Origin of the sequence: Neobittarella massiliensis (ex Bilen et al. 2018) (assembly GCF_014269355.1) — a bacterium.
Lineage (GTDB): Bacteria > Bacillota > Clostridia > Oscillospirales > Ruminococcaceae > Neobittarella > Neobittarella massiliensis.
The window spans coordinates 1,059,335-1,080,658 of the sequence record NZ_JACOGI010000001.1; the positions used below are offsets into that span (position 1 = coordinate 1,059,335).

Below are 21,324 nucleotides of genomic sequence, written 5' to 3' on the forward strand. Positions count from 1 at the left end.
CAAAATACAGGAGGTCTATGTATGGATATCGATATTCGGCATATCGCCAAGTTGGCAAACCTGAAGATCGAGGAAAAAGACTTTGCCCGCTACCAGAAACAGATGCAGGACATTATCGCCATGGTGGAATCACTGCCGGAGCAAAAGGACTTTGACCAGCGGCCCGACCCGGCCGATGCCATGGAGCTGCGCGAGGACATTGTAAAGCCCTCGATGCCCCGGGAGAAGCTGCTGGCCGGTGCGCCGCAGGTAGAGGCCGGCTGTGTGGTCGTGCCCAAGACGGTGAGCGAGTAGGGAGGAGAGACCGAGATGGAACTTTATAAAAAGACAGCGGCCGAACTGGCCGAGATGCTCGCTGCCGGCAGCTGCACGGCAACCGAGATCGTGGAGGACATCTACGCGCAGATCGACGCAGTAGAGGGACAGGTAGACGCCTATTTGACCCTGTGCCGGGAGGACGCTTTGGCCCAGGCGGCCGAGATCGACCGCCGCCGGGCGGCGGGGGAGAAACTGCCGCCGCTGGCCGGGGTGCCCATTGCGGTGAAGGACAACATCTGCACCGAGGGGGTGAGCACTACCTGCGCCTCGAAGATGCTGGAAAATTTTGTGCCCCCCTACAGTGCCACGGTGGTGGACAAGCTGCGCCAGGCGGGACTCATCACTATTGGCAAGGTGAATATGGACGAGTTTGCCATGGGTTCTTCCTGCGAGAACTCGCACTTTAAAAAGACAAAGAACCCCCACGACCTGACGAGAGTGCCGGGCGGCTCTTCGGGCGGCAGCGCGGCGGCGCTGGCTGCCTGCGAGGCCACGCTGGCGCTGGGCTCGGACACCGGCGGCTCGATCCGCCAGCCGGCTGCGTTTTGCGGTGTCGTGGGGCTAAAGCCCACCTACGGGGCGGTATCCCGCTACGGGCTGGTGGCTTTTGCCTCCTCGCTGGACCAGATCGGCCCGATGGGGCGCAGCTGTGAGGACGTGGCCATGCTGCTGAGCGTGATCACCGGCAAGGATGAGCTGGACGCCACCTCGACAGACTGTGCGCACCGCGACGACTACCGCGCTTACCTGGATCAAGACGTGGCCGGGATGCGCGTTGGCCTGCCAAAGGAGTACTTTGGCGAAGGCGTGTCGCAGGAGGTGCAGAGCGCGGTGCTTGCAGCGGCCGATACATATCGCCGCCTGGGCGCCGAGGTGGTGGAGGTATCGATCCCCTCGACGGCACATGCGCTGTCTGCCTATTACATTATCTCGTCGGCGGAGGCATCTTCGAACCTAGCCCGTTTTGACGGGGTGAAGTACGGCTACCGCGCCAAGGAGTATGAGAGCCTGACGGATATGTACGTCAACTCGCGTACCGAGGGCTTTGGCGATGAGGTAAAGCGCCGCATCATGTTGGGCACCTATGTGCTGAGCTCGGGTTACTTTGACGCCTATTACAAAAAGGGCAAAGCCTTTCAGCGGCAGCTGTGCTGCGAGTTTGAGCAGGCCTTTGCACAGTGTGATTTTCTCATCACCCCCACCGTGCCCACCACCGCCTTTAAGTTAGGCGAGAACGTGGACGACCCGGTGGCCATGTACAAATCGGATATCTGTACGGTTACGGTGAACATAGCCGGGCTGCCGGCACTGAGCATGCCCTGCGGCAAGGACGCCGCCGGGCTGCCGATCGGCATGCAGCTGATCGGCCCCAAATTTGGCGAGGACAAGCTGCTGTCGGCGGGACACGCCTATGAAAAAGCGACCGGCTGGCACTATGCGCTGCCCCAGATCGGTTAGAGGAGGAGAGAGAATATGGAATACGAGGTAGTTATCGGTCTTGAGGTTCACGCCGAGCTCTCTACTGAATCGAAGATCTACTGCAGCTGTAAAAACGCCTTTGGCGGTATGGTCAACGCACAGGTGTGCCCCATCTGCCTGGGCATGCCCGGGACGTTGCCCACGCTGAACAAGCAGGTGGTGGACTACGCCATCCTTATGGGGCATGCGACCAACTGCAAGATCAACAACATCACCAAGCAGGACCGCAAGAATTACATGTACCCCGACCTGCCCAAGGCCTACCAGATCTCGCAGTACGACATACCCATCTGCGAGCACGGCTACGTGGACTTTATGCTAAACGGTGAAAAAAAGCGGGTGGGCATCACCCGCATCCACATTGAGGAGGATGCCGGCAAGCTCATCCACGACGAGAAATTCTCGGGATCGCTGGTGGACTTCAACCGCTGCGGTGTACCGCTCATCGAGATCGTGTCGGAGCCGGATATCCGCTCTTCGGAGGAGGCCAAGGCATACCTGGAGACCATCAAGTCGATCCTGCAGTACCTGGATATTTCGGACTGCAAGATGCAGGAGGGCTCGCTGCGCTGCGATGTGAACGTTTCCATCATGCCCAAGGGATCGAAGGAATTTGGCACCCGGTGCGAGATGAAGAACGTAAACACCTTTAGCGGCGCGGTGCGGGCCATTGAGTACGAGATCGCCCGGCAGATAGAACTGGTGGAGAGCGGCGGCACTGTGGAGCAGCAGACGCGCCGCTGGGATGACGCCAAAGGTGTGAGCGTGCTGCTGCGCTCGAAAGAGGATGCCCAGGACTACCGCTATTTCCCCGAGCCGGACCTGCGGGCCATTTATGTGACCGAGGAACATGTGGCGGAGCTGAAAGCGCAGATCCCCGAACTGCCCAACCAGAAAATAGAGCGCTATATGAAAGACTGCCAGCTGCCCCAGATCGAGGCCACGCTGCTGGCAGAAAACATCCAGAAATCCAAGTTCTTTGAGGCCTGCCTGGCTATTGGCGGCGTGAGCCCCCGCTCGATCTCCAACTGGATACTGGGCGATATCTCGAAAACGCTCAACGAGCGAAACTGCGAGATAGATGAGCTGGCGCTACAGCCGGCGGCGCTCATCGAGATGATCAAACTGGCAGAGGCCAAGACCATCTCCTCTACCGCTGCCAAGACGGTGCTGGAGGAGATCATCGACTGTGCCGACGCCGATGTGGCGGCTATTGTGAAGGAAAAAGGGCTGGCCCAGATCAGCGATACCTCCGCTCTGGAGGGCGTGGTGGAGCAGGTATTGGCCGACAATGCCAAAGCGGTGGAGGACTACCATAACGGCAAGACCAATGTACTGGGCTTTTTGGTGGGCCAATGTATGCGGCTGTCGAAAGGCAAAGGCAACCCTGCGGTGCTGCGCGAGCTGCTGGAGAAAAAGATCTGACAGCTGTACTGAAAGAGCATACCGAGAATGTAAAAAGCGACGAGCGTGAGCTCGCCGCTTTTTTGTTGTTAAAGGGAAAGCGGTGGGATGCGGAGCGGGGCACGGATACCTGCCTATATTAAAAATTCTGATAGAGGTGTACCTGGTGGCGGGTGTGCTTTTGGGCTGAGATCGTGGGCGCTTTGGCTGGCCCAAATGGCGGCAAGGGCCGAAGCGACCGCAGGTGGGGTATCGTCTGGATAAAAGGGGCGGGAGGGTAGCCGCCGGGGGAAGTAAATGTAAATAATGAAACACGGCTAAAGGAGCGGTGGCCATTGGGCTTTACGGGCAGTTTGGTGGGATGGCCGACATAGGGGGTGCCGGGGACAGCGGCAACTGTTTTGGGGGAAATTGCCCGACCTGAAAGCAGCCACAAAGTAACCTGAAAACAGCTTTAAAAATGCGAGATGCACGCTGTGTTTTTTGCGTTTTCGTGGATAGTCCTCATGGGGGCAGATCACACCTGGATACATAGCTTTACGGTATGGCCGGCAGATCTACACCGCCTTTATAGGGCGGCTATAGAGCATGTGGTAAAATTTTCGCCACTTTGCCGGGCGACCCAATAGGGGCGGCGCTGATCGCCGACAGTGAAGGGGGGTAAAGCGCGGCGCTGCTTGGGAAACCGGTTGGGGCGTGGGGCCGGTAGTCTCAAAGCGCGCGCTGTGTTTGGCAGAGATCCGGTCCTGATCTTACAGCAAAAGGCATATTTACTTCAGATACAGGCCGCAAATATCGCCGCCGTTGTCGCTATTGATGATGTGGGCGGCGCGGCTATTTACATGCCACCAGACCAGTGCGGCCATCGCCGTGATCGCCGGTGTGATCGCCGTGAGCACCGCTGATGGCAGTGGACCGGCAGGGCTTTAAACTGCCCAATACCCGTTGCAGAGCGGCGGCACCCGGCTGGGTGGATAGATCGGCACGAGAGCAGCCGGTACTCCTCTGGTAATCAGTCGCCAAGAGCTGTGAGACGACTTTTGGGGGCGGGCACCTGCCCTTCAGTGAGACCAGCGGGCGATTTGGACGGCGAGCGGCACACAGCAGGGCCAGACTGTAGGTGAGACAGGCGAGGCACGAGGATAGTTTGCAAAGAATTTTAAAGGAGATCCTCGACGGCAGCAGCAGAGCTTAAAGGCATAACAGAGCGCGATAGCGGCGAAGAGGCAACGGCTCCCTCGACAGGATGGGGACCGATACCAGTTTAGCGGAGCCCAGCGGCGACAGCGGCTTGTGCCGGGATACCCACTGCCGTATCAGCTCCGACATACCCGGCCGGATGGAGATGTTAAAAAGGCGCTCGGCCCCGGCCAGCGCTAAGGGGCCGCTGGCGGCAGCGACGTTGGCGGAGCCGGAAAACTGGTGGCGAGGAACTGCAGCCCCGCCGGAGAGACCGACTCGACCGCACCGTGACCAAGGCCAAGAGAGTTGGCGGCAGAGGCCCCGTGGGCGGTGGGCAGTGGTCGGCGTGCCGTCTGTTGGGGTCGGACCGGCCATATTGTGGGGGCGCTTTTAAAGAGCAGCCGCATAAACGGGTAGTGCAGCAACGCTCCTGGAACAGGTCGGCCGGGAGCGCGGGCAGCACCCAACAGAGCACCGACCGCTTTGTGGGCGGCAGTACAAGACCAGCTGACTGCTTGTAGCAAGTAGAACAGCGGCCGGGTGAACAGCTGAAAGACTGTGAAACAGGCCGGACTCAGCAGCACCCAACAGTACCCAGCAGTACTGCGCCGACCGTTTTTTGCCGAATGGAGACAGGGGCGCAGGCGGCGATAGGCGCTGGCCGCACCGCCGGCAGGGAAAAGAGATGGCCGGCCGCGATACGGACCTTTTTGGCAGGTATCTGTGGGCCCATCGCAGCATAAATATGGGGAGAAAGACAGGCCTTGCATGCGAAAGATACACCGGTACAGGATACAGCGAAATACCAGATAGGTGCGGGGCTGGTACCAGTTCTATTTTGAGGGCTTGTACATATATTGTTAGTACTACCAGAGAGGGGAGCGATGAATGATGTATGACGTACAGGCATTTGCCCAGGCAGTGCGCGTCGTGCCCCGGGCGCTGCGGCAACAGCTTTTGGACATAGAGCCCCAGTGGCGACAGCGCTGCCAAGAGGTGCGGCTGCAGATGGGGGCCCCAGTGGGCTTATTTATGGGACAAGGCCTCTACTTTTTGGGGCCGGACAGCCGGGTGTTGCCGCGGCCCCACCCAGATGGGCCGGTGGCGCGCTCTGAAGTGATACAGGGGACGGTAAAGACCGCCTGTGAGTATTCGCTCTACTCCTACCAGCGCGAGATCGCGCAGGGATTCGTGACCATCCAGGGCGGGCACCGCATCGGTCTGGCCGGTAAATACATACAGACGGCAGCCGGCGAGCACAGCATGCAGGAATTTTCGGCCGTCAACATCCGCATCGCCCGCGGCGATATCCCCCTCTGCCAAGAGGTGCCCGCCTTTTACCGCCGTTACGGCATGGGCAGCACGCTGGTAGTGGGCCCGCCGGGCAGCGGCAAGACCACCCTGCTGCGGGGCATCATCCGCTGGCTGTGTGGGGGGCAGGAGCGCTACTACAAGGTGGCGGTGATCGACGAGCGGGGGGAGATCGCCAACTGTTTTTACGGTCAGCCGCAAAACGACCTGGGCGCCTCGGCTTTTGTATTCAGCTATTTTGACAAGGTGCGGGGGCTGGAGCAGGCGGTGCGGACCATGTCGCCGGATATTGCTATCTGCGATGAGATCGGCAGCCAGCAGGACATTTTGCCGCTACAGCGGTGTGCAGTATCGGGGGTACAGGTCATCGCCACCGCCCACGGCCGTGACCTGGAGGACTTACAGCGCAACCCGGTATTGCGCGATCTGCTGCGGCAGGGCTACTTTCAGCGCATCTTGCAGGTGGAGCCCGGCAGCTTTGCCGTGACCGGGCGTTTTTTGGAGGGCGTATCGTGATGCGGCTGGCCGGCGGCTTTTGCCTGCTGCTGTGCGGCAGCTTGTGGGGCATCCAGTGCTCGGGCAAGCTGCGGCGGCAGGTGGCGCTGGTGCAGACGCTCATCAAGTTTTTTCGCGAGATCGAAGACGAGCTGCGATACGGCGGCGCTCCGGCCCCATCGCTGCTGCAGCGGTGCCGGGAAGATGAGCGCTTTGACGCGCTGGACTTTTTGCCGCTGACGCTGCAGTACATGCGGGAGGAGCCTTTTGACAGCAGTTTTTTACAGGCTCTTGACAGCTGCAGCTGTTTGCAGGGACAGCCCGAGGCGCTGCGGGGCATTTTGCGGGAGTTTGGGCAGAGCTTTGGCTCGCAGATCAGCGAGGTGGAGGTAGACCGCACGGCGCTGGCGGTGAGCCGACTGGAGCAGCTGCTGGCGGAGAGCCGCCAGCGCTATGAAAAAAACGGGAAGATGTACCGCACGCTGGGCGTGTTGGGCGGGCTGGCAGCCGCCATCGTCATTTTGTAAGGGGCGGCGGGAGAAAAGGAGCAAAGCAGTGGATGTAGATCTTATTTTTAAAATCGCTGCCATCGGCATCATCGTGGCGGTGCTCAACCAGGTACTCATACGCTCGGGGCGGGAGGAGCAGGCCATGCTCACCACACTGGCCGGCCTTATCGTGGTGCTGATGATGCTCATCGGCGAGATCAGTACGCTGTTTGATACCGTCAAGAGCATTTTTGACCTGTAAGGTAGGGGCTATGAACATCTTTTCTGTGGCGATGTTTGGGCTGGTGGCGGCCATTTTAGCGCTCACCTTAAAAAAGTACAGCCCCGAGACCTCGCTGGCCATCACCATCGGCGCCGGGGTACTGATATTCGGCTACATCTTGCTGACACTGCTGCCGGTCATTCGGCAGGTACTGGCGGTGGCGCAGCTGAGCGAACAGGTGAGTCAGGGCATCCAGGTGCTCTTAAAGGCGCTGGGCATCTGCTACATCACCCAGCTGGCTGCCGACACCTGCAAAGATGCCGGTCAGCAGGCCATCGCCACCAAGGTGGAGCTGGCGGGCAAGGTGGCGGTACTGGCCATTGCGATGCCGATGCTGGGCACGATAGCTGGGCTGATGGACGACCTGATCTTTTAATAGCAAAAGATGTGTAAGCGACCAAAGAGGGGGGACCCCGCGATGCAGAGAGCCGTAAGACAGCTGGCAGTGCTGCTACTGCTGCTGGTACTGGGGGCGGCCGGCAGCTGCCGGGTGGCGGCCGCCGGGGAGCAGGGAGATACCGCCCCCGACACCCAGGATATTTTACAGCAGCAGTATGACGACACCGGTGTGGGCGAGCTGTTTGACCAGCTGCCCGACCAGACCAGAGATATTTTGGATGAGCAGGGGCTGGACGACCCCGCGGACAGCGGCAGTTTTTTGGATTTTTTGCAGCCGGGAAAGGTGCTCGACACCATCTACACCCAGTTAAAAGAGGCGGTGACCCAACCGCTGGCCCTGCTGGCTATCGTCATCATCACCATTTTGGTGTGTGCGGTGGCCGAGAGTATGAAGACCACACTGTTTTCGGCCAACTACTCCTCGGTCATCTCGGCGGTGGCGGCGCTGTGCGTGGCCACCTCGGCCATTGCGCCGGTGTTCTCGCTCATCAAGGACCTGCAGCAGGCGCTGAGCTCCTGCAACCAGTTCATCGCCAGTTTTGTGCCGGTATACGGGACGGTCATCGCCGCCTCGGGGCAACCCATCACCGGCTCGGCCTACTCAGGGCTGCTCATGCTGGTGGTGCAGGGGGTGAGCGCGATCTGCACCAACACCATCGTGCCGCTGCTGGGACTATTTTTGGCTTTCTCGGTGACTGGCAGCCTGTACGATGGGCTGCACATCGCCAGCTTGACCCGGGGCATCAAAAACACCATCATCTTTTTGCTGTCGGCGCTACTGACCATTTTCTGTGGGATCCTCTCGATGCAGACCTTTGTGGGCGGGGCCTCTGACTCGCTGGCGCTAAAGACCGGCAAACTGCTGGTGGGCAATCTGGTGCCCATCGTGGGCAGCGCCGTCAGCGACGCGATGACATCGGTCTACTCCTGCCTGCACCTGCTCAAAAACGGGGTGGGGGTATTTGGCATATTGGCGGTGCTCATCACCTTTTTGCCGCTGCTGTGCCGCTGTCTGCTGTATAAGCTGGCCCTGTGGATCGGCGGGTTCTTCTGCGACACGCTGGGGGTAAACAGCATGAAAGAGAGCTTACAGGGCATTGGCAACTGCCTGTCGGTGGTGACGGCGCTGTGCGTGACATACAGTCTGCTCATCGTCATCACCACCACCATTATGATGACGGCAGTGAGCGGATAGACAGGGGGGACTGACATGATCGAGACCGTTAAGCAGTGGGGATTTTCTCTGTGCATCGCCTGCATCTGTGCCGGCACGCTGCACATCATCGCCCCCTCGAAGGGGATGGAGACCATATATAAGGTGGCGGTCAATATCTTTTTCATCACCTGCCTTTTGCAGCCGCTGGTGTACCTGAAAAACGGCGAGCTGCCGGATATGCCGGCGGTGTACCAGGACGGCACCATCAGCGCCGACACCACCGCTGTGAGCGACCAGATCGCCCGTTTGACCGCCCAAAACTTGGCGGGACAGGTAGAGCGCTATTTGCAGCAGGAGGGGCTCGATTATGAAAAAGTAGAGGTGTCTGTTCATGCTTTAGAGGATGGCAGCATAGATATTAGAGAAATCAAAATCACCGCCCCGGACGGGCAGGGCGGACAGACTGCCCAAAAGGTACAGGATCACTTCTCGATCCCCACGGCGGTACAGGAGGATGTGCAAGATGATGACGGGTAAACTGGCAGCTCTCTTTAAAAAGGTAGATAAGACCAAGCTCATCGTGCTGCTGGGCATCGTGGGCATCCTCCTCATATTTTTGTCGAGCGTGCTCGGCGGGGAGAGAGCGGGCAAAAAGACATCCGCCGGCGACACGGCAGAAACGGGCCAGAGCCAGCAGGGCTACCTGGATAAGACCCAGACCGAGCTGCAGGATATCCTCTCGCATATCGACGGCGTGGGGGAGGTGGAGATCATGATCACTTTGGAGCGCTCGGAGGAAAAAAATTACGTGTACGAGGAGAAAAAGTCGACCGACTCCTCGGACGGCAGCCGGGTGTCGAGCCGCGAGAGCCTGGAGAAGAGCTGTATCCTCATCGACGGGGAGAACGGGCAAAAGGACGCGCTGGTCCAGAGCACCTCGGAGCCGCTGGTAAAAGGCGTGCTCATCGTGTGCGCCGGCGGTGGCGACAGCGAGGTGGTGAGCCAGGTGCTCGACGCGGTGACCACGCTGCTGGATATCCCCTCGAACCGGGTGTGCATCACCCAGAAAAAATAGGCGATCAAACACCGGCCTCGGAGCGGGTCTCTCCCGCTTTTGGCATAGATTGTTCCGATTGTCCCCAGCGGCGGTCGATCGGGCGCGGTATCACACCCTGAAAACGCCGCTGGAAAGAAAGGAGCTCGATTATGAAAGCAGGAAAAAAGCAGGTCATCTTGGGGGCGCTGGTGCTGGCGCTCAGCGTGGCGATCTATCTGAACTGGCAGTTTGCCAAAGCCGATAACGATTTCTCCATCACCGACTCGCTGGATGTAAGTGCCAATTACGGGGAGGCCGAGTACGTGAACACGCAAAACGGCGACGAGCAAAAAGACGGTACCGCCAGTGCCGACGACAGCTCGAAAGAGGCCGAGGAGACCGCGGCCAAAAAGTCCAGTTCCAAGTCGAAAGCCAGCTCGAAGAAGAGTGAAAAAGACGAAAACATGGGCACCAAAGAACAGGCCAGCACCGCCAAGAGCAGCACTAAGTACTTTACCGAGGCGCGCACCAACCGCACCAAGACCCGCGACGAGGCGCTGGATAAGCTGCAGAAGTCGCTGAAAGACGCCTCGATCACCGCCGACGAGAAGGAGAAGCTCACCGCCGAGCTCTCGTACATTGTGAAGGCCATCGAGAGCGAGAGCAAGATCGAGTCGCTGGTGAAGGCCAAAGGCTTTGAGGATTGCCTGGTCTATTTAAACGACGAAAAGGCCGATATCGTGGTAAAGACCGAGGGCCTGACGCCGGAGACCGCCAATCAGATCAAGGAGATCGTGATCAGAGAGGCCAGCGTGGAGGCAGAAAATATTTCAATTGTTGAGGTAAATTAGTTGTCTCCCGTGCTTTTTGTGGTATAATAGTTGCATACATACAGCCGTACTTTATGCAGATAGCCGGCTGTAGACATGGCCCCAAGTGGGCCTGTATGCATTTTTGACAAAATCTATACACAGCAGCTGTATAGTGCCGTGTTGGGCTGGGCCCAACTGCTGCCAGTAAAGGGCGGACCGCCGCGCCGTGCGTCGGGCGGATGACGCCGATCAAAAAGGGGGACTACCTTCATGAGTGAAAATGTCACCAGAGAGACCGTTGGCAACCTGAAGATCTCGGAGGACGTGCTGGCCACTATTGCCCAGTTCGCCGCCCAGGAGGTCGAGGGGGTGGCCGCAGTCACCACCGAGAACAAAAATTTTTCCGGGCTGCTGGCCAAGGCGGCTAAACAGCACCCGGTGCACATCGAGCTAAACGGCGACATTGCCACCGTGGAGCTGTTTTTGGACCTGTACCAGGGGGCCAGCATCCCTGACGTGTCGCTGGCGGTACAAAACGGCGTGAAGAGCGCCATCCAGAACATGACCGGCATCACCGTATCGAAAGTGGATATCGTGGTGCAGGGCATCGCGCAGCCCGCTGACGCCGCTCCCCAGAGCTAGAGCGGACCGCTGCCAGCAGACATAAAAAACAGAGAATATATGGGATGCGACGCCGCCTGACGGTACAACGCCCGGTGGGCCGGAAGTGTATTTTGCGCCTGAGGTGCGCCGGCACCCTAGAAAACCACCCTCCCGCCGAAGCCGACCGGGGGGTGTGTTTTATGTGGGGACCTGCCGGCCGGCGGCGCGCATCGCCTGTAAACCAAAACCCATCAAGCGAGGAAATGATTATGACCACCTTACCCATGTCCCGTACCCAGTCGCGAGAGACCGCCTTTATACTGGCCTTTGAGAAGTCGTTTCTCACCGAGGAGACCATTGACGAGATCGTGCAGAAAGCTGAGGAGTGCGGAGAACTGCAGATGAGCACCTATGCGCTCACGGTGCTCAGTGAGCTCAATAACCATCAGGAGCAGATCGACGAGAAGATCAGCAGCCACCTGAAGGCCTGGAAAATGGACAGGCTCTCGCACGTGTGCCTGGCGATCTTGCGCATTGCCGTGTGCGAGATGACCTTTGCGCTGACCCCGGTCGGGGTGGCGATCAACGAGGCGGTGGAGCTGGCTAAAAAATACGGCAACGACGAGGACTTCTCGTTTGTCAACGGGATACTGGGGGCAATCTCTAAAGAGCTGCCCCAGCCGGCAGCTACAGAGGCCGATGAACAGCCGGAGCCCGCAACTGCCGGCGAGCAGTGACCGGCGATGCGCTATTTTTTGGGGATCGACACCAGCAACTACACCACCTCGCTGGCGCTGTGTGATGAGGGCGGGCAGGTGTGCAAAAACGTTCGCCTGCCGCTGCCGGTCAAAGACGGTCAGCTGGGGCTGCGCCAGAGCGACGCCTGCTTTTTGCACGCCAAGAACTTCTCGCTGCTACAGCAGGAGCTGATGGCTGATCTCTCCGCCGGGGAGATCTCTGCTATCGGCGTATCGGCCCGGCCGCGGGATATCGAGGGCTCGTACATGCCCTGCTTTTTGGTGGGGGAGGGGCTGGCCAACGTTTTTGGCAAGCTGCTTTGCCGGCCGGTATACCGGGTGGCGCACCAGCAGGGGCACATTATGGCCGCCCTGTATGGGGCGGGGGCCATGCCCCTGTTAGAGGCACCGTTTTTGGCTTTTCACCTGTCGGGCGGCACCACCGAGGCGGTGCTGGTGACCCCTGACGACACGCGTATTTTAAAGACCAGCCAGGTGGCGGGCTCGCTCGACCTAAAGGCGGGGCAGGCGGTAGACCGGGTGGGCGGTATGCTGGGATTGCCGTTTCCCGCCGGGAAGCAGCTGGATGCGCTGGCCTGCCAGAGCAGGGCGCGCTTTCATATAAAGCCGGTGCTCAAAGGCTTTGACTGCTGCCTTTCGGGTGTGCAGAACCAGTGCCAGAAAATGGTGGACCAGGGGGCGCCGGCAGAGGACGTGGCCCGCTACTGCATCGAGTACATATGCGCTGCGCTGGACGGCATGACCGCGAGACTGCTGCAGCATTACGGCGACCTGCCGGTGGTGTATGCCGGCGGCGTGATGAGCAACAGCCTGATCGCCGCGGCGATGGGGGAGAAGTACGGCGGCTATTTTGCCCCGGCTGATTTCTCGGCCGACAACGCGGCCGGCGTGGCGCTGCTAGCGCGGCGCGCCCATGCCGGGCGGCGCGATACCGAGGGGGAGAACGTTTATGCCTAGCTCTGCGCTCACCGTCACTCAACTCAACCGCTATATCAAGTCGCTGCTGGAGGGGGACCGCAAGCTGCACGACGTGCTCATTCGGGGCGAGATACACAGCTTTCACCGGCATTTTAAGACCGGGCACCTGTTCTTCTCGCTCAAGGATGGGGGCAGCTCGCTGAAAGTGGTGATGTTCCGCTCGGCGGCGGCCCAGCTGCAGTTTGACCCGCAGGACGGCATGCAGGTCATCGTGCGCGGCGATATAGCCGTATTTGAGCGCGACGGCGCCTATCAGCTGTACGCCAGAGAGATCATCCCCGACGGGGTCGGCGCCCAGCAGATGGCACTTGAGCAGCTCAAGCAGCGGCTGGCGGCAGAGGGGCTTTTTGATGCGGCCCACAAAAAGCCGCTGCCGGCGTTCCCCCGCCACATCGCGCTCATCACCTCTAAATCTGGGGCGGCTCTGCAGGATATCTTGCAGGTGATCGGCCGCCGGTACGATCTGTGCCAGCTATCTCTTTTGCCGGTCACTGTACAGGGGGAGGGGGCGGTGCCGACGATCGTGCGGGCCATCGAATACCTGTCGCAGCGTCCGGATTTTGATCTGGCGATCCTAGCCCGGGGCGGCGGCAGCCAGCAGGACCTGTGGCTGTTTAATGACGAGCGCATCGCCCGGGCTATCTACAATTGCCCGGTACCCATCATCTCGGCCATTGGACACGAGATCGACTTTACAGTGGCCGACCTGGTAGCCGATATGCGGGCCCCCACCCCGTCGGCGGCAGCGGAGTTGGCGGTGCCCGATCTGGGGGATATTCGCCTGCGGCTGGAACAGTTGGGGCGACGGGCCCAGGCGGCTATACAGGGGAAACTGCAGCTGTGTGTGCAGCAGACCGACGCACTGCGCCGGCGCTGCCAGACCCAGCACCCACAAAAGGATATCGACCGTTACCGCCGGCAGCTGGACCTGCAAAAGGAGCGTTTGGCATTGGCGGTGGCGCGCTTGACTGAAAAAAAGAAGTTGCAGCTACAGGCGGCAGCCGGCAAGCTGGAGAGCCTAAACCCAGCCGGTGTGTTGGCGCGGGGCTGGGCTATTGCCAGCAAAGATGGAAAGACCATCACCGATGCCGCGACACTGCAGCCGGGGGACAAGCTGCTGTTGCGCTTTGCCCGCGGCGGCGCCGACTGTACAGTGCAGCAGACCTGGAAGGGGGAAGATTGATGCCGGCCAAGAAAAAAGCCAGTTTTGAAGAGGATCTGGCCCAGCTGGAACAGACCGTAGCCCGTTTGGAGCAGGGAGAGATGGAGCTGGATGAGTCGCTTGCGGCTTACGCCCAGGCGGCGAAACTGCTTGCCAGCTGTTACAGCACACTGCAGAAAGCGCAGGAAAAGATAGAAGAAGTGGCCCTGGGGGAGGATACCAATGGACTTTGACACCATCACCAAGACCGACCTAGACCTGTTGGAAGTTTATCTGCGCGGCAGTATCAGTGCCGGCAGCCCGCTGTACCGGGATGTGATAGACGCCATGAATTACAGCCTTCTGTCGGGTGGCAAACGGGTGCGGGCGCTGTTTTGTATGGAGGTGTGCCGGGCGCTTGGCGGCAAAGTGGAGGCGGCGCTCCCGTTTGCCGCCGCGGTGGAGATGGTGCACGCCTACTCGCTCATCCACGACGACCTGCCCTGTATGGATGACGACGATCTGCGCCGGGGCAAGCCCTCAAATCACAAGGTTTTTGGCGAGGCCAATGCGCTGCTGGCCGGCGACGGGCTGCTCACCCACGCCTTTTACACGCTGGCCACAGCCGACACCGGAGTCCGGCAGGGCCTGCTGGCGGTAAAGCTGCTGGCTGAGGCTGCCGGTTGCCACGGCATGATCGGCGGCCAGGTCATCGATCTGGGGTGGGAAAACCGCGACACGCCGGCCGAGGTACTGGAGCAGATGCACCGGTTAAAGACCGGGGCGCTTATCGCGGTGGCCGCCCAGTTGGGTGCAGTGGCCGCCGGCCATACTGGTGATGAAGAGCTGGAGATACTGGGCGACTTTGCCCGCATGGTGGGGCTGGCCTTTCAGATCGTAGACGATATTCTGGACGCCACCGGCGACGAGCAAAAGCTGGGCAAGCCCATTGGCAGCGACGCCCAACAGGGCAAGACAACCTTTATTACCCTGTACGGCTTAGAGCGCTCACAGGAGGCAGTGCGCCAGTTGACCAGCGACGCCATCGAAAAGCTATATCAGGTGGTAGCTCCGGAAAGCGGCAAATATCTGGCCTCGCTGTGCTGGCGGCTGACCGACAGAGAGAACTGATGACCGCCGCGCGGTGACGACCCGAAACACGGCGGCTCACGGCCCGCGCACCGATCTGGTGCGCCCTGCGCGCCCAGCCCTAGGCTGCAGCGCAGTATTTTAAAGAGTACCGGCAGATTTGGGTAGCGGTTTTGCCCCAAGAAGATCTTGCCGCCGGTGACTATATAAAACAAGGTGACGCTTTTGTCTAGATTAGAGAAGATCGGCAGTCCGGCCGACGTAAAAAAACTCAATACTGCCGAGCTCTACGCTCTGGCCGACGAGATACGCCAAAAGCTTATTCAGGTGGTGTCGCAAAACGGTGGGCACCTGGCCTCGAACCTGGGGGCGGTGGAGCTTACGCTGGCGCTGCACAAGACCTTTACCACCCCCAAAGATGCCATCGTCTGGGATGTGGGGCACCAGTGCTACACCCACAAGATGCTCACCGGCCGGCTGTCGCGCATCGACACCATCCGCACCGAAGGTGGACTGTCGGGTTTTCCCAAGCCGTATGAGAGCGAACACGACGCCTTTGTGGCCGGCCACGCCAGCACCTCCATCTCGGCGGCGCTGGGCCTGTCGGAGGCCAAGCGCCTGCAGGGCGACGAGGGCTATGTGGTGGCGGTCATCGGCGATGGGGCACTGACCGGCGGTATGGCCTATGAGGCGCTCAACAATTCTGGCAAGACGCCGGGAAACCTCATCGTGATCTTAAACGACAACGAGATGTCTATCTCCAAGAGCGTGGGCTCGGTGGCCAACTACCTGTCGGACATCCGCACCAAGCCGGCCTATTACCGATTTAAAGACCGGCTCTCGAACACGCTGGAGCACACGCCGGTAGTGGGCAAGCAGGTAAAAGAAGTGCTGCAGAATTCCAAGTCGCGGCTGAAGACTATGATCTATCACACCACCTTTTTTGAGGACTGGGGCTTTGACTATCTGGGGCCCATCGACGGCCACGACATCGATAAGCTGTGCGCCGCGATGGAGCGGGCCAAGCGGCTGGCGCGGCCGGTGGTCATCCATGTGGCTACCCAGAAGGGAAAAGGCTACAGCAAGGCCGAGGAGAACCCCGGAGCCTACCACGGTGTGCCCAGCTTTGATCTGGAAAAAGGAAACCCCGATATTTCCCTGGAAAACTCGTTTTCCTCGGCTTTTGGCAAGAGTTTGGTAAAACTGGCGCTAAAGGACAGCCGTATCTGCGCGATCACCGCCGCCATGAAATACGCCACTGGCTTACAGTTTTTTAAGCACAAGTACCCCAACCGGTTTTACGATGTGGGCATTGCCGAACAACACGCAGTGACTTTTGCCTCGGGGCTGGCCACCGGCGGGCTGTTGCCGGTATTTGCGGTGTACTCTACCTTTTTGCAGCGCAGCTTTGACCAGATCCTACACGACACGGCGCTACAGGGGGCACACGTGGTGTTCGCCATCGACCGGGCGGGCTTAGTGGGACAGGACGGAGAGACCCATCAGGGCATCTACGATGTATCGCTGCTCACCCAGGTGCCGGGGATGCAGATCTTTTCGCCGGTCAACTACCGTGAGCTCTCGCAGTGTTTGCGGCACTGTATCTACGAGATCGAGGGGCCCTGTGCGCTGCGCTACCCCCGCGGCAAGGAGGATGAGTCGCTGCCGGTGAGCGATACCGATCTGAAAAAGGGCTATCAGCTGCAAAAATGTGGCAGCGATCGGCTGGTCGTCACTTACGGGCGTGTTTTTTCGCAGGTGCTGGCGGCTACGGCCGAGCAGCCGGCTGATATTTTGCGGCTGTGCCGCATTTGGCCGGTAAGTGACGAGATGCTGGACATGATGCAGCAGTATGACCACCTGTATTTGGTGGAGGAAGGCATTCGCGCCGGCGGTGTTGCCGCGACTATAGCGGCGGCGCTGATGGAGCGCGGCTACCGCGGCGAGGTGCGCATCCGCGCGATCGATAACGGCATTGTGCCCCAGGCGGCGGTGGAGCGAAACTTTTGCCAGCTGGGACTGGATGCCGCGAGCCTGACAGACTTTTTGCGGCAATAGGGGGGAAGAGCATGCAGAAGACCAGATTGGATGTATATCTGGCTCAGAACAATTTGGCCGAGTCGCGGCAGCGCGCCCAGGCCTACATCATGGCCGGCACCGTATATATAAACGGACAGAAAGCCGACAAGGCCGGTGACGTGGTAAAGGAAGGCGACCGGGTAGAGGTGCGCGGTACCGCGCTGCCCTACGTGAGCCGGGGCGGCTTAAAGCTCGAAAAGGCTATGGCCTGCTTTGCTATCGACCTGCAAGACAGCGTGTGCATGGATGTGGGGGCCTCTACCGGCGGCTTTACCGACTGTATGCTGCAAAACGGCGCGCGAAAGGTCTATGCCATCGACGTGGGGTACGGACAACTGGCCTGGAAGTTGCGCACCGACGAGCGAGTGGTGAATCTGGAGCGGCAGAATATCCGCCACCTGACCCACGAGCAGGTGACCGAGCCGGTAGACCTGGCCAGCATCGATGTGTCGTTTATCTCGTTGACGCTGGTGTTGCCGGTGGTCCGCGACTTCTTGGCCCCGGCAGGACAGATCGTCTGCCTGATCAAGCCCCAATTCGAGGCGGGGCGGGAAAAGGTGGGCAAAAAAGGAGTGGTGCGGGAGCAGAGCACCCACCGGGAAGTGATCGAGAAAGTGGTCGCCTTTGCGCAGACGCACGGTTTTTGTGTAAAGGGATTGACCTTTTCACCGGTAAAGGGGCCGGAAGGCAACATCGAGTACCTCTTGTGGCTGCAGCGCACCGAGGGAGAGGTATCGCCGTTTGATCTGGATGCCCCGGCGCAGGTGGTGGAGCAGTCGCACCAGGTGCTGGCCTGATCTGTTCCCTGACTCTTTTTGTACATACGGAGCGATTTGCTATGAAGATGTCTACCTTTTTTGTGGTGCCCAACCTGGAAAAAACCGGCACTGCCGAGTGTACGCCAGACGCCTGTGCGGTGCTGCTACAGCACGGCAGTACCCTGTACATGGCTAAAGCCATGCAGGAGGTGCTGCCCATTGCCGGGGTAAAGTATGTCGCGGCGGAGACGGCGCTGGCAAAATGTGATGCCATCATCTGTATCGGCGGAGACGGTACGGTGGTGCACCAGGCCAAACACGCGCTGCAGCACGACAAACCGCTCATCGGTATCAATACCGGCCGGCTGGGCTACTTAGCGCAGATAGAGCCCGATGAGCTGGATATGCTCGAAAAGCTGTGCACCGGCGAGTTCTCGATCCAAAAGCGGCTGGTACTGGACGTTTGCATCTGCAGCCAGTACGGCAAAAAGCACTATATCGCCGTAAACGACGCAGTGGTCTCCAACGGCACGGTGTCGAAGATCCTGGACCTGGACGTATATACGGGTGAGGAGCTGGTGACCAGCTATCGGGCCGACGGCATCATCGTCTCGACCCCCACCGGCTCGACTGCCTATGCGCTGTCGGCGGGCGGCCCCATCATCGACCCGACCATCCGCACACTGCAGCTCACCCCCATCTCGCCCCACTCGCTGTTTTCGCGGCCCATCCTGTTTTCGCAAAACGATGCGCTGACCATACGGCCCATCAGCCGGGGCGGTGACATGTACGTGACCATCGACGGTGAGCGCTCGGTCCAGTTGCAGAACGCCGATGCGGTGGTGGTGAAGGCGGCCAAGAAAAAACTGCAGTTCATCATGCTCTCGGACCGGGAATTTTTTAAGGTGCTCAAGACAAAATTTATAGGGAGGTGGCGGTAAATGAAAGCCAAACGCCATGCAAAAATACTGGAACTGATCGGACAGTACGCCGTCAACACCCAGGAAGAGTTGCTGGGCCTTTTGCAAAAAGAGGGTTTTGAGGTGACACAGGCCACGATATCCCGCGATATCAAGGAACTGCGCCTGGTCAAATCGATGTCGTCGGACGGGACCTACCGCTACTCGGTCCCACACCGGGGCACCGACAACAAGGCCACCGACTTCAATTACTCGGTGATCATCTCGGAGGCTCTGCGAGAGGTAGATTACGCCATGAATATGGTGTGTGTGACCTGTTATAAGGGGTTGGCCCAAGCCGCCTGCGCTGCCTTTGACGAGATGCACTGGAACGGTTTTGTGGGCTCGCTGGCGGGAGAGGATACCTTTTTTATCCTCATGCGCAACGAGCAGTGTGCCAAAGACCTGTGCCAGGAATTAAAGAAATATATCAGCCGATAGATAAGACAAGAGATCAAAAAGTGGACCTGCCGCCACACCACCGATAGGGGGATTTAGATGCTGCGGGAACTCTACATCGAAAATATAGCAGTGATCGAGCGGGCCAGCTTACAGCTGATCGCCGGTCTCAACGTGTTGACCGGCGAGACCGGCGCCGGCAAGTCGATGCTGATCGGAGCGGTCAACGCTATCCTGGGCAACCGCACCTCTAAGGATATCATTCGCCGCGGTGCCGACCGCGCACTCATCAGTGCCGTATTCGAGGACATTTCGCCGGCGGCGATAGCCAAGGTGCAACAGTTGGGCTACCTGTGCGAGGACGGGCAGTTGCTCATTACCCGGGAAATACTCAAGGACGGCCGCAATATCTGCAAGATCGGCGGTCGACCGGCCAACGTGACCATTTTAAAAGAGCTGGGGGAGACGCTGATCACCGTACACGGCCAGCACGACAGCCAGCAGCTTTTAGATGAGAGCCGCCACGTAGAGGTGCTGGACAGGTACGGCCAGCTAGAGGATCTGCTGGGGCAGTACTACCTGCAGTTTGACAAGGTGCGACAGCTGAAAAAACAGGTGCGGGAGCTGGAACAGGCACAGGCCGACCGGGACCGACAGATAGATATCCTCTCGTACCAGATCAGCGAGATCGAGACCGCCCAGCTGCAGCCGGAGGAGGACAGTACGCTGGAGGGACAGCGGGACCGGGCGCGGTATGCCGGACTCATCGCACAGAACTTGCACACGGCGCTGGGCAGCTTGCAGGGGGAGGACGCCCCGGGCGCCCTGGAGCTGCTGGACGGTGCTGTTTTGGCCCTGCAGAACATTCGCGACTACCTGCCGGAACTGGGGGCGGTGTGTGATAAGCTGCAGTCGCTGCGGTATGAGATCGAGGAGTACGCCGGGGATATTTCGGCCCAGCAGCTGGATGACGAGGAATATTTGGACATCGACTTTATCGAGTCGCGGCTGGATACCATTTACCGCCTGAAGAAAAAGTACGGCCAGAGCATTGAGGAAATACTGGCCTATGGCGACAGCTGTCGGCAAAAGCTGGCGCAGATAGAGGGTGGCAGTGAGCAGCTGGAGGCGCTGCGCGACAGGATGAAGATCGAGCTGCACAGCTGCAAGGAGCTGGCGCTGCAGCTGATGGCCAAGCGCAAAAAAGTGGGCCAGCGATTGGCCCAGGCCGTATGCCGGGAGCTGGCCTTTTTGAATATGCCCGGCGTGCGCTTTGTGGTGCAGGTAGAACCCACCGACAAACTGCACCCCAGAGGTATGGACGAGGTGCGGTTTTTGATCTCGGCCAACGTGGGGGAGGAGCCCAAGTCGATCTCGAAGATCGCCTCGGGTGGTGAGCTCTCGCGCATTATGTTGGCGATCAAGAGCATACTGGCCGATAAAGACGGTATCGACACGCTGATCTTCGACGAGATCGATACTGGGGTGAGCGGCAGTGCCGCCCAGCGCATTGGCCAAAAGCTGGGCGAAGTGGCCGCCAGCCACCAGATCATCTGTGTCACTCACTCTGCCCAGGTGGCGGCATACGGCGCCAGCCACCTGCTCATTCAAAAGACAACCGACGGCAGCCAGACCTTTACCGATGTGCGGGCGCTGGGCAGTGACGAGCGCATCACCGAGCTGGCGCGCATCGTATCGGGCGATCACATCACCCCACTGGCGCTGGAAAACGCCCGTGAGATACTGGCTTTTGCCCACGGTGGCGCCCGCTAAAAGAGATAAATGTTTATAAAATTGGGGGCGGGCCTTGACTTTCTGGTCTCGGCTGGGTATAGTAAAGACATATCGTGCAAAAGGCGTAGACGGGGAAGAGTACCTCCGATGTAGCTTCAGAGAGCCTCTGGTCGGTGAGAAGGGGCAGCGTTTATCGGCGGGAATACACCTCACGAGCAGCCTCCCTCAACAGGGCTTGTGTTTTAGCGGGCCATTAGTAGGGGAGGACGGGCAGCACCCGTTACAGTGCAGGGCTTTGTTAGAAGCCTGTGAGGCTGTGTGCCGCAAGGCGACAGCGACCGATGAGGTGGTACCGCGCAAAGAGCTGACTTTGTGCCCTCTGTAGACCGTATGGTCTGCGGGGGGCATTTTCTTTTCACCTGTTTGCCTCTTACCTTGCACGCAATTACAATTTATCAAAGGA

22 protein-coding genes and 1 other annotated feature are annotated in these 21,324 nt (G+C 59.5%); all 22 genes read left to right on the plus strand.

The window, feature by feature from the left end:
- Positions 1-21: 21 nt before the first annotated feature.
- The 22 genes from gatC (at position 22) to recN (ending at position 20,900) form a co-directional block, all read left to right on the plus strand.
- Positions 22-294: an Asp-tRNA(Asn)/Glu-tRNA(Gln) amidotransferase subunit GatC gene (gene gatC, locus H8K20_RS04860; RefSeq protein ID WP_105203923.1), complete on the plus strand. Its 273-nt coding sequence runs from the start codon at positions 22-24 to the stop codon at positions 292-294.
- Between the two features lie 15 nt (positions 295-309).
- Complete coding sequence (gene gatA / locus H8K20_RS04865) at positions 310-1,776, plus strand: Asp-tRNA(Asn)/Glu-tRNA(Gln) amidotransferase subunit GatA (RefSeq protein WP_154865485.1); 1,467 nt, start codon at positions 310-312, stop codon at positions 1,774-1,776.
- A 15-nt stretch (positions 1,777-1,791) separates the two neighbouring features.
- A complete protein-coding gene (gene gatB, locus H8K20_RS04870) occupies positions 1,792-3,222 on the plus strand; it encodes an Asp-tRNA(Asn)/Glu-tRNA(Gln) amidotransferase subunit GatB (RefSeq protein ID WP_186487652.1) in 1,431 nt (476 codons plus the stop codon).
- 2,049 nt (positions 3,223-5,271) lie between these two features.
- Positions 5,272-6,210, plus strand: coding sequence for a hypothetical protein (locus H8K20_RS04875; protein WP_178089679.1), 939 nt, complete (start codon positions 5,272-5,274; stop codon positions 6,208-6,210).
- Positions 6,210-6,716: a stage III sporulation protein AB gene (locus H8K20_RS04880; RefSeq protein ID WP_243206327.1), complete on the plus strand. Its 507-nt coding sequence runs from the start codon at positions 6,210-6,212 to the stop codon at positions 6,714-6,716. Before H8K20_RS04875 ends, H8K20_RS04880 begins: the two co-directional genes overlap by 1 nt.
- Before the next feature lie 28 nt (positions 6,717-6,744).
- On the plus strand, positions 6,745-6,939 hold the full coding sequence (gene spoIIIAC / locus H8K20_RS04885) for a stage III sporulation protein AC (RefSeq protein ID WP_105203934.1): 195 nt from the start codon (positions 6,745-6,747) through the stop codon (positions 6,937-6,939).
- Between the two features lie 10 nt (positions 6,940-6,949).
- Positions 6,950-7,336, plus strand: a complete 387-nt coding sequence (locus H8K20_RS04890; RefSeq protein ID WP_105203936.1) for a SpoIIIAC/SpoIIIAD family protein — start codon at positions 6,950-6,952, stop codon at positions 7,334-7,336.
- Between the two features lie 42 nt (positions 7,337-7,378).
- Positions 7,379-8,554: a stage III sporulation protein AE gene (locus H8K20_RS04895; protein ID WP_164998129.1), complete on the plus strand. Its 1,176-nt coding sequence runs from the start codon at positions 7,379-7,381 to the stop codon at positions 8,552-8,554.
- A gap of 15 nt (positions 8,555-8,569) precedes the next feature.
- Positions 8,570-9,052, plus strand: coding sequence for a stage III sporulation protein AF (locus H8K20_RS04900; protein ID WP_105203938.1), 483 nt, complete (start codon positions 8,570-8,572; stop codon positions 9,050-9,052).
- On the plus strand, positions 9,039-9,590 hold the full coding sequence (locus tag H8K20_RS04905; RefSeq protein WP_186487653.1) for a hypothetical protein: 552 nt from the start codon (positions 9,039-9,041) through the stop codon (positions 9,588-9,590). Before H8K20_RS04900 ends, H8K20_RS04905 begins: the two co-directional genes overlap by 14 nt.
- A gap of 131 nt (positions 9,591-9,721) precedes the next feature.
- A complete protein-coding gene (locus tag H8K20_RS04910; RefSeq protein ID WP_186487654.1) occupies positions 9,722-10,402 on the plus strand; it encodes a SpoIIIAH-like family protein in 681 nt (226 codons plus the stop codon).
- Positions 10,403-10,633: 231 nt separating this feature from the next.
- Positions 10,634-11,005 carry an Asp23/Gls24 family envelope stress response protein gene (locus H8K20_RS04915; protein WP_154865483.1) on the plus strand — a complete coding sequence of 124 codons (372 nt, stop codon included), beginning with the start codon at positions 10,634-10,636 and terminating at the stop codon, positions 11,003-11,005.
- 230 nt (positions 11,006-11,235) lie between these two features.
- The gene (nusB, locus tag H8K20_RS04920) at positions 11,236-11,703 is read left to right on the plus strand and encodes a transcription antitermination factor NusB (RefSeq protein WP_178089678.1); all 468 of its coding nucleotides are present in this window, start codon (positions 11,236-11,238) and stop codon (positions 11,701-11,703) included.
- A 6-nt stretch (positions 11,704-11,709) separates the two neighbouring features.
- The gene (locus tag H8K20_RS04925) at positions 11,710-12,681 is read left to right on the plus strand and encodes a tRNA (adenosine(37)-N6)-threonylcarbamoyltransferase complex transferase subunit TsaD (RefSeq protein ID WP_154865481.1); all 972 of its coding nucleotides are present in this window, start codon (positions 11,710-11,712) and stop codon (positions 12,679-12,681) included.
- Positions 12,674-13,885, plus strand: coding sequence for an exodeoxyribonuclease VII large subunit (xseA, locus tag H8K20_RS04930; RefSeq protein WP_186487655.1), 1,212 nt, complete (start codon positions 12,674-12,676; stop codon positions 13,883-13,885). The genes H8K20_RS04925 and xseA overlap by 8 nt, the downstream gene beginning before the upstream one ends.
- On the plus strand, positions 13,885-14,097 hold the full coding sequence (gene xseB / locus H8K20_RS04935) for an exodeoxyribonuclease VII small subunit (protein WP_154865479.1): 213 nt from the start codon (positions 13,885-13,887) through the stop codon (positions 14,095-14,097). The genes xseA and xseB overlap by 1 nt, the downstream gene beginning before the upstream one ends.
- A complete protein-coding gene (locus H8K20_RS04940) occupies positions 14,087-14,974 on the plus strand; it encodes a polyprenyl synthetase family protein (RefSeq protein ID WP_186487656.1) in 888 nt (295 codons plus the stop codon). Before xseB ends, H8K20_RS04940 begins: the two co-directional genes overlap by 11 nt.
- 183 nt (positions 14,975-15,157) lie before the next feature.
- Positions 15,158-16,990, plus strand: a complete 1,833-nt coding sequence (dxs, locus tag H8K20_RS04945; RefSeq protein WP_207721459.1) for a 1-deoxy-D-xylulose-5-phosphate synthase — start codon at positions 15,158-15,160, stop codon at positions 16,988-16,990.
- An 11-nt stretch (positions 16,991-17,001) separates the two neighbouring features.
- Complete coding sequence (locus H8K20_RS04950; protein ID WP_186487658.1) at positions 17,002-17,808, plus strand: TlyA family RNA methyltransferase; 807 nt, start codon at positions 17,002-17,004, stop codon at positions 17,806-17,808.
- Positions 17,809-17,849: 41 nt separating this feature from the next.
- Positions 17,850-18,710 (plus strand): NAD(+)/NADH kinase, encoded by an 861-nt coding sequence (locus H8K20_RS04955; RefSeq protein WP_105203953.1) that lies wholly within the window; start codon positions 17,850-17,852, stop codon positions 18,708-18,710.
- Positions 18,711-19,169 carry an arginine repressor gene (locus tag H8K20_RS04960; RefSeq protein WP_154865475.1) on the plus strand — a complete coding sequence of 153 codons (459 nt, stop codon included), beginning with the start codon at positions 18,711-18,713 and terminating at the stop codon, positions 19,167-19,169.
- Between the two features lie 57 nt (positions 19,170-19,226).
- Positions 19,227-20,900 carry a DNA repair protein RecN gene (gene recN / locus H8K20_RS04965; RefSeq protein WP_186487659.1) on the plus strand — a complete coding sequence of 558 codons (1,674 nt, stop codon included), beginning with the start codon at positions 19,227-19,229 and terminating at the stop codon, positions 20,898-20,900.
- Between the two features lie 77 nt (positions 20,901-20,977).
- Positions 20,978-21,244, plus strand: a binding site (T-box leader).
- The last annotated feature ends 80 nt before the right edge of the window (positions 21,245-21,324 follow it).